The sequence below is a fragment of the Streptomyces sp. DH10 genome (genome assembly GCF_029813805.1).
Lineage (GTDB): Bacteria > Actinomycetota > Actinomycetes > Streptomycetales > Streptomycetaceae > Streptomyces > Streptomyces coeruleofuscus.
In genome coordinates this window covers 225,829-239,993 of the sequence record NZ_JARVKU010000009.1, presented here as the reverse complement: position 1 = coordinate 239,993, position 14,165 = coordinate 225,829, and the positions used below count along the sequence as shown (strand labels likewise).

Sequence of the window (14,165 nt, the reverse complement as noted above, 5' to 3'; positions counted from 1 at the left end):
TTCCTCCCATCGTAGGACGGCCGAGGGGGAACCAGGCGCCGACGGGCATTGCCGTGCGGTGCCCAGTTCAGGAAGTGAGGATGGTGCGCGGCACTGAGTGCTGGGCGTCCCAAAGGCCCGGGTCAGCGTCCGACTACCGTGGCTCCGCATACCCATACCGAGATCGACATCACCGCAGATCTGGTCCGGGATCTGCTGCGCGACCAGCACCCCGACCTGGCCGGTCGTCCCCTGAAGCTCGGCGCGCGTGGCTGGGACAACCAGCTGTGGCGGCTCGGCGACGACCTCGCCGTCCGGTTGCCCTGGGCGACGCAGTCGGCGGACGCCCTGCTGCGCAAGGAGCACGCCTGGCTACCCGCTCTCGCCCCGCGCCTTCCCCTGCCCGTTCCCGTCCCGCAGCGCCTCGGCGAGCCCTCCGAGCGGTTTCCGCGACCCTGGATCGTCACCACCTGGGTGCCCGGCTCGCCCGCCGACCGCGCTCCCGCCACACGTGCCGCGGAGGCGGCCGGCACCTTGGCCGCCTTCCTGACGGTGCTTCACCGACCTGCCCCCAACGGGGCGCCCGTTGGCCGTGGCCGCGGGGGGCCACTGGCCGACCTTGCCGAGCAATTCGCCGAGCAGTTCGCCGCGGCCATCGAGCTGGGGCTGCTTCCCGAACCGGATGCCGTCCGAGCGGTCTGGGAAGAAGCCGTTGCCGCGCCCGAGTGGGCGGGCCCGGCGCTGTGGCTCCATGGCGACCTGCATCCGGCCAACGTCCTCACCGCGGACGGCACCTTCTGCGGCGTGATCGACTTCGGCGACCTCTGCGCGGGCGATCCGGCCTGCGATCTCGCCGCCACCTGGATACTGCTGCCGGACGGGGCGGCCGACCGCTTCCATGACGTCTACCAGCCGGTGGTGGACGCCGCGACCCTGCGCCGGGCCCGCGGCTGGGCGGTGCTGACAGCCCTCAGCGGCATCCTCATCGGAGAGGCCGGCCTTCATGGCCGCCCAGGCGGCAAGGCCACCTGGGGCCCGCCCGCCCACGCCGCGCTGCGACGCCTCATCGCGACGATCTGCCGATGAACGCCCTGTCCACCGCGGGTGACAAACGCCTCCGAGGTTCGGCGCTGGCCCAAGTCTTGTAGAGGGAGGCGGCCGGAAGATCTTCGGCGACCCAGCGATCTGCAGCAGCTCGGGACGCCCGTCAGCTTCCTGCACTTCCCGGACGAGGACCACTGGCTCAGGGCGCCGAACCACCTTCTCCTCGCCGCCCGCGACGCCGCGGACGGCGAGGAGTTTGGTCACTTTTTCCGGGCCTTGCTGCGGACCCCGATGGTCCACATGCCGAGCGATGCCACTCCAAGGGCTGCCACGATGAGCGGTAGGGCCTTGTTCGATCCCTCTGCCGTGAGGCCTTGCAGCAGCGCGAGCACGGTGACGACCGCGACTACGGACAGAAAGATGCTCATCTTGACCTTGTTGCTCATGGTTTATCGTGCCCTTCCGTCACGGGTCAGCCGTAGCTGATGAGGTCGGCGTTGTTGTAACCGAGGAAGCCTCCGACGGCGCAGCTGCCCACGACCGCGGCCGCCGTGCCCCACGGGCCGGCCATGATGCCGGCGGTGGCGATGATGCCGGTTTCACCCGCAGCGCCGATCCCGGCAAGGCAACCCGTGGCAGTGCTGAAGATGCTCTCTCCTGCATCGAGAGCGTCGGAGAGGCTGAAAAGTCGTGTGGGGTCGCTGTTGTTGATGGGGTCGCCGGCCGCGTAGAGGTAGGGGTTGGTTTCCTGGCCGGAGGGGTCGGGCTGGGTGAAGCGGCCGAGGGCGGGGTCGTAGAAGCGGTGGCCGATCTTGTACAGCCCGGTCGGATCCAGATAGGCGCCGGTGTAGCGGTGCGGCTGGGGGATGGCTTCGGTGGTGGTGCCGCGGGGCAGGCCGGTGGGGCCGTAGGCGTAGGTGTGGGTGCGCTTGCCCGCGTCGTCGACGAGGCCGAGGACGTTGCCGGTGGCGTCGGTGAGGTAGTAGTAGGACTTCCCCCCAGTCGTCATGGAGTTCAGGGTGCCCGCCGGTTCGCGGATGAATCCGGTGTCGACGCCGTTCGTCGTCGTGGACGCCAGGCCCAGCGCGGTGTGGTGGAACCACGTCGAACCCAGCTTGGTCCGCTCGGAGTTGTCCGTGGCCGCGTGGACCAGGTCATAGGACTTGCCGCTGGTGGTGATGCCGGAGAGCTGGCTGTAGTCCGTCCACGTCTCCTTCGTGCGGGCGGTGACGCTCGCGCCGGCGGTTTCGTTGCCGAGCTTGTCGTAGGACCAGCCCGTGGTGGAGCCGTTCTTCGCGGTCAGCTGGGAGGCGTCGTTGTAGGTGTAGGTGGTGCCGCCGGGGCAGGTGTTCTTGGTGCCGTCCTGGGAGGTGAGGTTGCCGGCCTTGTCCCAGCAGTACAGCCACGACGCCTTCCGCGCGCCCGCGGAGTCGGCTTCCAGCGCGTAGCGCAGGCGGTCCTGGGAGTCGAAGTCGTAGGTGGTTTTGTTCTTGGTGAGGTTGTCGGTGCGAGTGCGGATCTTGGTGGTGTCCTTGCCCGCGGTGTTCTTGTAGCTGTAGGCCAGGTCGATCAGCGTCGTCGTGCCGGAGGTGGTTTTGATGCCTTCGGGGCGGCCGTTGTCGTCGATGGCGACGGCTTGGGTGGTGCCTCCGGGGTAGACGATCTTGGTGCGCTTGTCGTTTTCGTTGTAGTCGAAGTCGGTCTTCTTGCCGTCCGGGGCGGTCAGGTAGTCCAGGCGGCCGGCCTTGTCCCAGGTGTAGTCGGTCTTGCCGGTCGGGTCGGTGTAGTAGTCGACGTCGCCGCCCGGGGTGTAGGCGAGGGCGGTCTGGGCGCCGTTCTGCAGGGTGCGGATGCTTTCGCGGTTGAGCTTGTCGTAGTCCCAGCCTGTGGTGCCGGAGGCGTCGGTGCGGGATTTGACGTTGCCGTCGCCGTCGTAGGAGTAGGTGACCGTGGCGTTGGTGGAGGACACCTTCGTCACGCGGTCGCGGTTACCCGGGCGGCCCCCGTTGCCGAGGCGGATGGCGCGGCCCCCTGCCCGAAGGCGGCCTTCCTGCGTCTCACGGCAGATACGGCCGGAGCGCATCACCGGGCCCTCCCCGGCACCGGACCGGGCCACAGAAGAGGCCGCCGCACGCAACAGGCCAGAGCCACCGCGCCGCTCACCGGCCTGAAGCCGCCGCACCCGGCAGGTATCAGCCGTCAGTGAGGGGCTGGCGGAAGTACAAGGTGCGGGAGACGACCGAGGCGATCGTCGGCGCGGTCACCGGCGCCGCCGGCTGCGCGCCCAGCTGTTCCCTCAGCACCCCGGCCCGGCCTACAGCGGGTCGACCGTGTTGCGCGCCATCACCGAGCGCCCGGTCGAATTGGCCACCGACTTCGAGCTGACCTGGGGCAGGGGCGCCGAGTTCGGCCACATCGCGTTCGCCAACGGCCGGGCCGAGTGGCATGCGGTGCTCAACTCGCCGCCCGGGGCGCGGCACACGGACCCCCTCGCCGCGATGCGCCGCCGCTTCAGCGACTGGCACGATCCGATCCCCGAGCTGCTGGGCGCGAGTCGACCGCTGCTGGCAGTCCTTCCTCCGCCGCTTCGACATCGAGCACACATTCCGCCTGTTCAAGCAGACCCTCGGGTGGACCAAGCCCCGGCTCCGCAGCTCGGAAGCGGCCGACCGGTGGACCTGGCTCGTCATCGCCGCCTATGCCCAGCTCCGGATCGCCCGCCCGCTGGCCACCGACCTTCGCAGGCCCTGGGAAAAGCCGACCGAGCCGAACAAAATGACACCCGCCCGCGTCCGCAGAGAGTTCAGAAACCTGCACGCGAAGACCGGCTCACCCGTCGGCGCACCGAAACCCTCCCGTCCCGGCCCAGGCCGACCGCCCGGCTCGAAGAACCGCTATCCGGCTATCCGTCATGACGTGGGACGCGTCCTCGCCACCGGCGAGGCATACAGCCGTCCCGCCCACCACAAGGTGGGCACCAAACCCCGCAGAACAGGCTGACGAGCGACACAGAGGGCCAGCACACTGAGCGCATGCGCTATGAGGAGAGAGCCAAGCTCACAGTCGTGAAAGTCCTGGTCCAGCTGGCCGTCCTTGTCGCCTCACCAGTGCTGCTGATAGCAGGAGCGCCGATCCGCCGCCGCTATCTCCGCTACGTCTATCGCGATGAGGCCACGAAGATCCTGGACAAGGAGCTAGGTCGGGTCAGCGCCCACTACTTCGTGGTCACCAACCCAGTCCTGCAGTGGCTCTGCTGGCCCACAGAATCACTCGCCCGTCTCATCGAGAGCCGAGGTTAAACGACAAGCTGAGCACCCCGAGTACGCGCAGCGCATCAGCGCGGTGCCCGGTCGACGATCCCGCCTCGTTCGTCTTGCGCTTCGCCATCAGCCCCGCCCTCCTCCCGTGCAATCGCGACCGGCCACCGGCCGGGCGCCGGCTCCGCCCGGCCGCAGAGGGCACCAGGCGCGCCGGCGGTCAGCTCCAGGGCCTCCAGGTCGGTGCGCAGGGTTGCGAGGTCGACCGCCGGGCGGGCCGCCGTGGGCGGTTGCTCCTGGGCGAAGAGGAGCAACTGCTTGTACGGCGCTGTCGGTTGGTGCGCGGCCTGGCCGTACAGGGGTCGGCCGGTGCGGCGCGCGGTGCGCAGCCGGGCGGTGAGGATGCGTGCGGCGATGACGGCGCGGTCGCGGCGCAGCGGCACGCGCGGGATGTCCCACTCCCCCGGCTCCAGCGACAGGAAGGGCGCGGCCGGTTCGGCGGCCGGCTTCCGGTCCCAGCGTGGCGCGGCGGCCGGTGTCCGGGAGGGCGGCGGGTCGGTGGGTGCCCAGTGTGCTCTTAGACACCTCAGGCGTCTAACTCGTCAAGCTGTGCCTGTCTCCGGCGTCTTCAGCATCGAGCGCCTCCAAAGTGTCTCCGATCCGGATGAGGTCTTCTGCAGATAGCTTGGGTGCAGTCCAGTCGTGTGCGCGGGCCTGATCGATGAAGGTTTCGTCCAGCGGAACGTGGTAGCGCTCGACGTAGTGAGCGAGGTCTGAGTACCAGAACCACTCGCCGTCGGTGTGCAGCTCCAACGCGCAGATGAGCTCGTTGCTCAACGCGTCGTGGACTGGTGATCCAGTGACGGCAAGGGCCGATCCTGAACGGAGATAACGCACCAGCTTCTCCTCCCCCGGCGCGGCGTGGTCGCGGACCGAGTCGCGAAGTGCAGGGCCGTCGGGGCGGCCATGTGCCAGTTCCTGGAACTCACCAAGGAACCGGTCGTAGGGAAAGGATTGACTGGCCTTGCGTGGAAGCTTATTCACGCTCCGCAGCCTGGTCACGCCGACTCTAGAGCTTCGGCCGCAGTGGAAGGAAACGCGGTCTGTTCATCGAACAGCGCGTGCTGCTGGAGACAGTGGTAGAGCTGTCCGAGCATGCGGTTGAAGAGGTTCCTCTGAGCTGCTGCGTGCCAGTCCCCGGCGTCGTGACGGCGTTGATAGTGAGCCTTGGCGCCGGGCGAGGCGGTGATCGAGGAGAAGGCCCAGAGGTATCCAGCATGGTTGAGGCGGTCATTCTTGACCCGTCGGTCGAGGCCCCTCGCCCGGCAGTTCACCGCCAGACAGGCGGAGTCCGAAGGCTGGATGCGGGGTTCACGCAGCCTCATCCACCTCACGAAGGGTGAGCTGGACGCGTTCCATGACGACTATCTGGCCCTGCTCGCGTGCTATGCCCGCGGGCCCGAGGACGCCCCCGACGACGCACGACCCGTACTCCTCCGCTGGTTCGGCCTGCCCGCCGACTGACCGGCAGCAGGCCGACGAACTGTCTGATCGGCCGACTGGCCGTACGGGTGAGCTGAGGGAAGAGACCAGGTCGGGCCGACGTCCTCACGCAGCCATGGTCTCCTCATTCGGGCGACGCTTTGCGCGGACCTCGAACGAGAAGAAGATCAACAATCAGTCACGCCGCCCATCGAGACTGCGGGCCTGACCGAGATCGATCCACAGGTCTTGACAATTGCTCGTGATCCGGTCTCGGTCATCTCACTCTCGCTCTGGACCAATACACCCATTCGATCGTCGCGTTCCGTCTGACGCCGGTTGCCGACACGTCGGTGGACATCGCGATGCTGCTGCGGGAGTTCATGTGGCGCCCGCGCAGTGCCGCGACACCTGCCGCAACGCTTCCAACAACGCAGGGGGACCGTCCACGGTGAACGGCAGGCCGAGCGCGGCGAGGTAGACGGCCAGCGTCAGCGGCGTGGCGGCGCCTATGTGGAGCAGGCACCGGTGGTCGTCGAGAGGCTCGACCCTGGCTACTGGCGGTACCCGCTCGCTGACGGCCGCAGCCGGCGCTTGCACGGTCGCGACCGTGCGACAGGGTCCCAGTGTCGAGGCCACGCCTTTGGTCACGAAGTCGATGGCGTCCCCCGGCGGCAGAGACCGGCCCGGAAAGGAAGGCCCCAGGGGCGTGCGTGGCCTGAGCCGATCGATGCGGAAGGTCCGCCAGTCGTTGCGATCGACGTCCCACGCCACCAAATACCAGCGTCGCCCGGTCGACACGAGGCGGTGCGGTTCGGCGTCGCGTATGGTGGCATTCCCCTCGTGATCGCGGTAGTCGAACCGCACTCGCCGCCGGTCCCGGCAGGCGGCGGCCAGCGTGGTCAGCACGTCGCCCTCGACGGCCGGGCCGTTCCCAGGCAGGGGCACCGTGGAGGCCGCGAGCGCGGCCACACGGGGGCGCAGTCGGGCCGGCAGCACCTGTTCGAGCTTGGCCAGCGCTCGTAGAGACGTCTCCTCGATGCCGCCCACCGCCTGGGCTGTGGCCGTACGCAGGCCGATCGCCACCGCAACGGCCTCCTCGTCGTCCAGCAGTAAGGGTGGCAGCCGGGCGCCGGGCCCCAGCCGGTAGCCACCCGCGGTGCCGGAGGTGGCCGCCACCGGGTAGCCGAGGTTGCGGAGCCGTTCGATGTCGGAACGGACGGTCCTGGTGCTGACACCGAGCCGGTCGGCCAGCTCCGGTCCAGGCCAGTCGGTGCGGGCCTGGAGTAGCGACAACAGCCGCAGCAGCCGCGCCGCAGGATCTCTTTGGGTCATGTCCCCAGTCTTTCTCCCATCGCGGAAGTTCAGTTTCCGCAACGGCTGCCATGGTGAGGGCTCCTCGAACAGAAAGGGACATCCATGCAAGCGGCACTGGTGACGGGCGGGTCACGCGGGATCGGGCGGGCCGTGGTCGAACGGCTCGCGGGCGACGGCGCCACGGTGGTGTTCAGTTACGCCGCCGACGAACGGGCAGCTCGGCAGGTGGAAGAGACGTGCGGAGGGCGTGCCGTCGCCGTGCGCGCGGACGTGGCCGACCATGACCAGATCGAGCGACTGTTCACCACAGCGGACAAGGTATTCGCCGACAGAGCCGCGGGTCCGCTCTCGGCACTGGTGAACAACGCGGGTGTCATCGATCATGCGCCGATCGACGAACTGACTCCGGAGAGGTTCGAGCGGGTGATGGCGGTCAACGTACGCGGTGCATTCTTCGCAGTGCAGGCTGCGGCCCACCGAATGGCCGACGGCGGCCGGATCGTCACAATCTCCTCCACCAGCACTGCATGGCCCAGCGCGGGCGAGTCGGTCTACGCCGCGAGCAAGGCGGCAATCGAGCAGCTCACCCGGGTCGCATCCCGGGAACTGGGGCGGCGCGGGATCACGGTCAACGCGGTATCGCCTGGCCCCACCGACACCGACATGCTGCGCGCCAGCGCCCCGCCGGAAGCGGTGGCTGGGGTGGCGCACATGACGGCTCTGGGCCGGGTGGGCACTCCGGCCGACATCGCCGCCGTTGTCGCACTGCTGCTCAGCCCAGATGGCGCGTGGCTGACCGGTCAGAACCTCGTAGCCGACGGGGGCCTGGTGTGACAGCGGGCGCTCCATCGTGTCGCTCGATTCCGGCCCCCCAGAAGGACGCCGGAGCTGCCCTTCCTCGATATGGACACTCATGCATACACGTGCCGCGGCGGCTGCTTCTCGCAGCATCTGTCTGTTGGCGACTATTTCGTCCGCAGCATGAGGGCGTGTCGAGTGTTGTCCCCGTAGACGCCAATCTCGTCTCCGTGGATGCCGTATGCATTCTGAAATCGGCCCACTGCCTGCCGGACGTTCGTGTCGAAACGGCCGTTGATGGCGCCGCCGTCATAGACGTGAGGGATCTGGAGCAGCCGTACCTGCAACTCGTAAACACCGTGGCCAGTGTCACCTTGGCGCAGTAGCCCGGTGCCAGGGATCTCGGGAAGCAAGGCGTTGCCAGGAGCTGGCCGGTTCGATTCCCCGGTAGGCGGGGAGGGGACTGCAGGGGCCGGATTCTCAGGCAATGGCCGGTCCGGTTGCTCCAAGGACGCAGGCGGCGTCGCCGGTGCAGAGTCGCCGTTGCTGAGCAGCGAAGAGGCAAGGACCAATCCGCTCACGGCGCCCAGGCCGAAAACTCCGGCGAGCCGGCTGTGTCGCCGGTCGGTGAAGCGGCGATGTCGTTGGCTTCCCCTGGGCTCAGGCGGGCGGACCGGTTCTGGCCGCAGTGGCGTCTGGGAGGGCGGGGAGACGAAGCGGCTCGGCTGCGCGGCCTGCGATCGGTAAGGGGAATCCTCCGTTGAGTTGGTCCTTCGGTGGGCACGGTCCTGTAGAGCGCCTGGGGGCGTCGGGAAGGCTGCCGGCGGTTCGGCCTGCGCCGGGCCCCCGCCGCTCGCAGTGGATGGCTGTCCCGTCTTCGGTGGTGCGACCGCGCCGGGGAACGTGACCGCCTCCTGCCGCACACCGCGTGACCACAGCGGCTCGACCACGGCGTTCTCGGCGACTGGCCGGTCCCGAGCGGGTTGAGGCGGGTCGGCAGATGGTAGGAGGCCTTCCGGACGAACCGAAACCAGTTCGGGCCGGGATCCCACGCCCTGCGTCCCTGAGTGCGGTGGCGACAGGGGCGGGCCGGGATGAGTGGAGCTGCCGTATTCGACTGTTGCGCTGGGGTGGTCCAAGGACGGTAACGGGCTTCCGGACCGTTGGTGCTCCTCCATCGCGTAAAGATCGGCGCGAGCGGCATCCAGGGCTTTCAGAACTTCCTGAAATGAATCTTGGATCTCTTGCGCGGGCTCGCGCCCCCAGTTGAGCGCCCGGGGCGGTTCGGCCTCGTCAAATCCCATCGGTAGTCCTCCTCGACGAACCAGGTCCGGGGCGGGGCGCCACCACGGCCCGCCTAGCGCTGCGTGGAATCCGTGCCGGCAGACCAGTGATGTGCTGAACTGGCCGGTCTACGCGGGAGATCGGCTCGATATCGTCTGTTGGTGAGCCGGACCGCAGAGGTGTGTCTACGGTCTCCTTGTCAAGCGATACGCACTCGGCGTGGCGTTGTCTCAATCCTTTGGCAGGCGATAGCCGCATCTCTGGGTTCCGAGGCGTCCGGCAGGACCTAGGCCGACTTGACGAAAAGGAGGACTTACCGGCCATGATCACGGACTGTGACCGCTCACCTATGGCGTCCCCGCCGCGCGCACCGACCGTGTAACGCGCCTTCTTCGGGCGGTCGGGCGCGCCCAACGGCGTGCTGCTCCTGCCCTGGTGTCGGCGCCGTTGGCGGCAGGGACGATCGGCGGCTGAGAGACGGCCGTCTGGCGCCGGCGTCGCTGCGGCTGCACCTGGGAGAGAAGGAGCGGTCTACGGGCTCCTCCCGGCCATCCCCCAGCCCAACCAGACCGGCGGCCCACAGGGTGACGTCTACTTCAGCCTGGGCTCCAGCTTGGCGGACGTGCGCCTGTCCGTCGCGCTCCTCACCGTCCCGTCCCCCTCACCACCTCACCGCCTGCCCACACGGCCGAGACCGTTCCCCTCCCCGATGCCGTCGCGAGTCTGCCGCTGGCCACCGAATCCCGCGGCGGCTACACCCGCGAGGCGTTCGAGCATTGGAACTCCGGCGACGACCCGGCCGACGGATGGACGACCACGACACTGGCGGTGACCGGGCCGGGGTCGGCTGCCGGCGTTTTCGACGACGGTGCGGGCCGCTTGCACGTAAGGACACGCCTGCCGTGCTGTTGATCACCGCACCCAAGGCTGACATGTCATATTATCTGATCTTCACCTCTCCCTCCACAGGAATATCGAGGTCTGGCCGTTATGCCCGATAGACAGCTCAACAGGGCGTATGAGGAGCTCAGAAGACCCCGTCGCGTCGCTCTCCGCCCGCACGCCGTGGCGGTCTGCGCCACCGCCGCGGTCATGGCGTCGCTCACCGCCTGTTCTTCTACCCGCACGCTCGACGACGTCCAGACGTCCCCAACGCACAGTAGTGCGCCGGCCGCCGCAGTGGCGGGGCCGCCGTCAGCCAGCCTCGGCGCGGCTCTTGCGCGGTCGCTCGCGCCGGTGCTGACGGACGGTGAAACCCGGTTGGCGGTTGCCGTGCTCGACCTGAACAGCGCTGACCGGGAGATCGCGTCTTACCAGGGCGACGTGTTGTTCACCACGGCGAGCATCAGCAAGGTGGACACTCTCGCGGCGTTGCTGCTTCAGGCGCAGGATGAGGGCCGCGAACTGACGAATGAGGAGCGCCAGGCCGCCGAGGCGATGATCACGACGAGCGACAACGACGCGGCGGACCTCCTGTGGCGGGCGATCGGCGAGGGAGAAGGCCTCGACGCGGCGAACGAACGGCTGGGGCTTTCCTCGACACATGGCGGGCCCGGCGTCCACTGGGGCCTCACCCAGACGACAGCGAAGGACCAGATCCGGTTGTTGCAGTCGGTTTTCCCCCATGGGCTGGCGGACCCAGCCCGCACGCGCGAAGGGCTGAACCCGGAATCCCAGGCCTACATCCGGGAGCTGATGGGTGACATCGTGGAAGGCCAGGACTGGGGAGTGTCGGCCGCATCCTCCCGCTGGTCACTCAAGAACGGCTGGCTGCAGCGCACTGCAACCGGGCTGTGGGTCATCAACAGCATTGGACAGGTCAGGCTGCCGGGACACCGGTACCTGGTCTCGGTTCTCAGCAGCGGCAACACGTCGAAGCAAGGCGGCATCTCGCTGATCGAACGGGCGGTGAAAGCGGCGATCGACGCAGCCAGCGCCCATGCCCGTCACACGCCGACTGCCGCAGATGCCACGAGGCCAGTAGGGCTCCGTTAGGTCAGTCTTGATCCCGCCCGTGTGGGCCTCGTGGCCGGAGTAGCTTCGTTTACTTCGAGCAGCAGCTGTCTGTGCATGCGGGAGGCATCCGGCGTGTGGACGCATCAGGTCACCGCGGTCATCAGGGCCGGGATGGCGAACAGCGGGGCGAAAGCGAACCCCCGGAGGCGATTCGCGGAACCTTCCTGGTCGTGGACAACGGCAAGTCGAAGTTCACCACGCAGCCCAAGGACGGTGAGGCCGAGCTCCGGCACGCGCGCCAGCACCAGCACCGCTCCGCTCGCGTCTGCTTGGCGCCACGCTCTGAGCAGGATGTTGAGCCCGGCGGAGTCGCAGAACGACATCCCGGACAGGTCCAGCACGATGAAGCGGTCACCGCGGGCGATCAGCTCCTTGAACTGTGGGCGGAACGCCGGGGTGGTCAGGTAGTCCATGTCGCCGCTGACCCTGGCGACCACGCAGTTGTCGGAGGCGATCGTCTCGACCAAGGGATCAGCCATCACGCTCTCCAACCGTCTCGCCGGAAGAGGGCAGCGGGATCTCGACATGGGACCTACCGGCCGCCTGCCCGGTCCTTGACGTCCTACACGGCCGTTCACTCCTTCCGGGGATCCAGGCGCGTCCGCGACACACACTGGCTAAGATCCCCAGGTCTGCCGGACCGGACGGCACCGCGCTCTGGCAACGTCCGGTCCGACAGACCTACCCCGGCCCTCGCCCGCCGCTCGCTGCGGCACTCAGCCACGGTGACCAATCCCCGCCAGAGAAACGCCTGGGCACTTAAGGACGCCGTACCAGGCCGGCTGCGTCGCGGTCCCCACCCGCAGCTGAGTCACCAGCCCCGACGTCCACCATCAAGTTGACGTGACCGTGTCGTTGTCCGAGCGGTGCCCGTTGGACCGGTGACACTGGTGCAGCGTGTTACCAGCGGTCCGGAGCTGGCGCCCCTCCGAGCGTTCAGGTCAGGCCGCGCTTCTCATCCGGTTGCACCGGCCGGTGGTCGGCGGGCCCCGGGACGTCATGGCCGATAGCACCCGGGGCCCGCCCTCCAACGGCCCGCAATCCGCATGCCGTCCATCGGGGCGACTGCAGCATGGGCGGGCGGTTCAGCCTCATTGACACGGGTGAGGCCGGGCAGGCTGACAGTGTGTTCCGTGTGCTGCTCCGGGTGGGCTTCGAGGAGATCGAGGTTGAGGCCCGGCTCGGCACGTTCACCGCAGGTGGCTGGCCCAGTGGCCGCAGTGGGGTGGCATCCTGCACGACGTGCCGGCCCGACTCGCCGCTGCCGTGCACCACGGCGATGACGTGCACCACGGCGATGACGTGAGCATCCGCTTCGTTCCCCGTGGGCAGGAGCGGCGGATTCACGCTGTGGGTCGCATCACTGAGGACCAGGAGCTCTTCGATGTGCTCTTCCTCGGACGGGGACCGTCCCGTCGGACCTGGAATGACGCCCTGCCCGGGGGCCAGCGGAGGGTGCAGCGCCAGTTGTTCAGTCCCGCCGTGTGACGCCCGTGGGGCACGGCACGATGGCCGTCACGGTCTTCCCCGCCGCGTGGGCCTGCACGCGTACGTCGACCGACAGGTTCTGCACCAGGTGCCAGCCGAACCCACCCGGCCTGGTCAAGTTCATCGGCAGGGGCTGCGGCGGGAGGGGGCTGGCACCGTCCACCGCCACCGCCCCGGCATCCAGCCGGAACCCGGTCACCCCGCCGGCATTCAGCACCGCATTGGTGAACAGCTCCGACACCACCAGCAGCACCGCATCCGTTGCGCTGCCGGCCATCCGGCGCGGCCACCAACAAGAACCCACGGGCCGCATCCCTCGCCTGCTCAGCCGTGCGCATACCGCCGTCATCGCCGGGCTCGTGGTCTTTCTCAGGCGGCTGCACCATCACGGTCTCCGGCGGCTCGGTACTTTGACCACTAGCGACTGCCCCCGATGGACCGCATCATCCCGCAGCCCACTCCCCCGCCAGACTCCCCAACAACCCTGCCCGCCAGGTGGGAAGCACCGATGCCACCCGTTGAGATGGAGGCAGACATACAGCTACGGAGCCTACGAAAATCCCTTGCGGCCAAGGGCGTTGATCGCCGTACGGTTGCTCCCCGTGACCATCGAGATGCCCTACCAGCCACTTCCGATCAACCAGTCCGACGTGCGCTACATCCACGGACCCGATTCCGCCCCACAGCAGGGCGTGCCCGCTGGCGAGACGGTCGAGCTCGAGTGGAGGGACAGCGAGGTCTACCCGGGAACCTTCCGGAAGTTCTGGGTACACGTGCCTGCACAGTACGACCCAGCGGAACCGGCATCCTTGATGGTGTTCCAGGACGGATGGTGGTACCTGGACCCTGCAGGGGAGGTACGCGGCGCGATCGTCCTGGACAACCTCATTCACCGCGGCGACATCCCCGTCACCATCGGCGTGTTCGTCGATCCCGGCGTCTTCCCCGATGCGGAGAACCCGAAGAACCGCAACACCGAGTACGACGCCTTCGACGACCGGTACGTCACCTTCCTCCTCACCGAGATCATCCCGCAGGTTGCGGAGCGCTATACCATCGCCCTGTCGCCCGACAGGTGGGGTATCTGCGGTGGGAGCAGCGGCGGCAACTGCGCCTTTACCGCCGCGTGGCTGCGTCCGGACAAGTTCCGCCGCGTCATCGGATACCTGTCCAGCTTCGCGCAGATGCCGGACGGCAACCCTTACCCAGACCTCATCTCCCGCGTCCCCCGCAAGCCGCTACGCATCTTCATGCAAGGCGGCCACCGCGACCTGCACTGGAATGAGCCACAGTGGAACTGGCTCGCCGAAAACCTGCGCGTGGCAGCCGCTCTCGCTGAAGCGGGCTACGACTTCCGCCTTGTCCTGGGAGACGGCGGACACAGCCCCAACCACGGCGGCGTCCTGCTGCCGGACGCTCTGCGCTGGCTGTGGCGGCCCAACGAAGATTGATCGATACCTGCTCATCCAACCTGGCGCCGACGGCGGTGAGGTGGGCTGC

Annotated in this window: 15 protein-coding genes and 3 pseudogenes; 9 read left to right on the top strand and 9 right to left on the bottom strand. The window is 68.3% G+C overall.

Annotated elements, in window-relative coordinates; all coding sequences use genetic code 11:
* The first annotated feature begins 138 nt into the window (after positions 1-138).
* Positions 139-1,065 carry an aminoglycoside phosphotransferase family protein gene (locus QC385_RS20755; protein ID WP_279542797.1) on the top strand — a complete coding sequence of 309 codons (927 nt, stop codon included), beginning with the start codon at positions 139-141 and terminating at the stop codon, positions 1,063-1,065.
* A gap of 218 nt (positions 1,066-1,283) precedes the next feature.
* Here QC385_RS20755 and QC385_RS20750 read toward each other — a convergent pair whose 3' ends face one another.
* Both QC385_RS20750 and QC385_RS20745 read right to left on the bottom strand, forming a co-directional pair.
* On the bottom strand, positions 1,284-1,469 hold the full coding sequence (locus QC385_RS20750) for a hypothetical protein (protein WP_279542796.1): 186 nt from the start codon (positions 1,467-1,469) through the stop codon (positions 1,284-1,286).
* A gap of 26 nt (positions 1,470-1,495) precedes the next feature.
* On the bottom strand, positions 1,496-3,001 hold the full coding sequence (locus QC385_RS20745) for an RHS repeat-associated core domain-containing protein (RefSeq protein ID WP_279542795.1): 1,506 nt from the start codon (positions 2,999-3,001) through the stop codon (positions 1,496-1,498).
* 295 nt (positions 3,002-3,296) lie between these two features.
* Between QC385_RS20745 and QC385_RS20740 the strand changes: the two are divergent.
* From QC385_RS20740 to QC385_RS20730, 3 genes and pseudogenes are all read left to right on the top strand, one after another.
* A pseudogene (locus QC385_RS20740) lies at positions 3,297-3,584 on the top strand (FAD-dependent oxidoreductase); the annotation flags it as partial.
* Positions 3,571-4,023, top strand: a pseudogene (locus QC385_RS20735) (NF041680 family putative transposase); the annotation flags it as partial. The pseudogenes QC385_RS20740 and QC385_RS20735, both read left to right, overlap by 14 nt.
* Positions 4,024-4,055: 32 nt before the next feature.
* Positions 4,056-4,322 carry a hypothetical protein gene (locus QC385_RS20730; protein ID WP_279542794.1) on the top strand — a complete coding sequence of 89 codons (267 nt, stop codon included), beginning with the start codon at positions 4,056-4,058 and terminating at the stop codon, positions 4,320-4,322.
* A gap of 35 nt (positions 4,323-4,357) precedes the next feature.
* Here QC385_RS20730 and QC385_RS20725 read toward each other — a convergent pair whose 3' ends face one another.
* From QC385_RS20725 to QC385_RS20715, 3 genes and pseudogenes are all read right to left on the bottom strand, one after another.
* Positions 4,358-4,723 carry a hypothetical protein gene (locus QC385_RS20725; protein ID WP_279542793.1) on the bottom strand — a complete coding sequence of 122 codons (366 nt, stop codon included), beginning with the start codon at positions 4,721-4,723 and terminating at the stop codon, positions 4,358-4,360.
* A gap of 151 nt (positions 4,724-4,874) precedes the next feature.
* Positions 4,875-5,324: a hypothetical protein gene (locus QC385_RS20720; protein WP_279542792.1), complete on the bottom strand. Its 450-nt coding sequence runs from the start codon at positions 5,322-5,324 to the stop codon at positions 4,875-4,877.
* A 14-nt stretch (positions 5,325-5,338) separates the two neighbouring features.
* Positions 5,339-5,587 (bottom strand): annotated as a pseudogene (locus tag QC385_RS20715) (IS110 family transposase); the annotation flags it as partial.
* Positions 5,588-5,642: 55 nt separating this feature from the next.
* Here QC385_RS20715 and QC385_RS20710 point away from each other — a divergent pair.
* Complete coding sequence (locus QC385_RS20710) at positions 5,643-5,804, top strand: hypothetical protein (protein ID WP_279542791.1); 162 nt, start codon at positions 5,643-5,645, stop codon at positions 5,802-5,804.
* Positions 5,805-6,143: 339 nt separating this feature from the next.
* Here the strand turns inward: QC385_RS20710 and QC385_RS20705 are convergent, their stop codons facing one another.
* Positions 6,144-7,097 carry a helix-turn-helix transcriptional regulator gene (locus tag QC385_RS20705; protein ID WP_279542790.1) on the bottom strand — a complete coding sequence of 318 codons (954 nt, stop codon included), beginning with the start codon at positions 7,095-7,097 and terminating at the stop codon, positions 6,144-6,146.
* 84 nt (positions 7,098-7,181) lie between these two features.
* Between QC385_RS20705 and QC385_RS20700 the strand changes: the two genes are divergently transcribed.
* Complete coding sequence (locus QC385_RS20700; protein ID WP_279542789.1) at positions 7,182-7,913, top strand: SDR family oxidoreductase; 732 nt, start codon at positions 7,182-7,184, stop codon at positions 7,911-7,913.
* A gap of 131 nt (positions 7,914-8,044) precedes the next feature.
* On the opposite strand, the gene QC385_RS20695 is transcribed toward QC385_RS20700, so the two are convergent.
* On the bottom strand, positions 8,045-9,055 hold the full coding sequence (locus QC385_RS20695; RefSeq protein ID WP_279542866.1) for a peptidoglycan-binding protein: 1,011 nt from the start codon (positions 9,053-9,055) through the stop codon (positions 8,045-8,047).
* 1,198 nt (positions 9,056-10,253) lie between these two features.
* Between QC385_RS20695 and QC385_RS20685 the strand changes: the two genes are divergently transcribed.
* Positions 10,254-11,156 (top strand): serine hydrolase, encoded by a 903-nt coding sequence (locus tag QC385_RS20685; RefSeq protein WP_279542788.1) that lies wholly within the window; start codon positions 10,254-10,256, stop codon positions 11,154-11,156.
* A gap of 104 nt (positions 11,157-11,260) precedes the next feature.
* Here the strand turns inward: QC385_RS20685 and QC385_RS20680 are convergent, their stop codons facing one another.
* Positions 11,261-11,656, bottom strand: coding sequence for an STAS domain-containing protein (locus QC385_RS20680; protein WP_279542787.1), 396 nt, complete (start codon positions 11,654-11,656; stop codon positions 11,261-11,263).
* 647 nt (positions 11,657-12,303) lie between these two features.
* Here QC385_RS20680 and QC385_RS20675 point away from each other — a divergent pair.
* Entirely contained in the window at positions 12,304-12,483 is a 180-nt protein-coding gene (locus QC385_RS20675) for a hypothetical protein (protein WP_279542786.1), read from the top strand.
* Between the two features lie 165 nt (positions 12,484-12,648).
* Here the strand turns inward: QC385_RS20675 and QC385_RS20670 are convergent, their stop codons facing one another.
* Entirely contained in the window at positions 12,649-12,942 is a 294-nt protein-coding gene (locus QC385_RS20670) for an ATP-binding protein (protein WP_279542785.1), read from the bottom strand.
* A 325-nt stretch (positions 12,943-13,267) separates the two neighbouring features.
* Here QC385_RS20670 and QC385_RS20665 point away from each other — a divergent pair, with 325 nt between their 5' ends.
* Entirely contained in the window at positions 13,268-14,116 is an 849-nt protein-coding gene (locus QC385_RS20665) for an alpha/beta hydrolase (RefSeq protein ID WP_279542784.1), read from the top strand.
* The last annotated feature ends 49 nt before the right edge of the window (positions 14,117-14,165 follow it).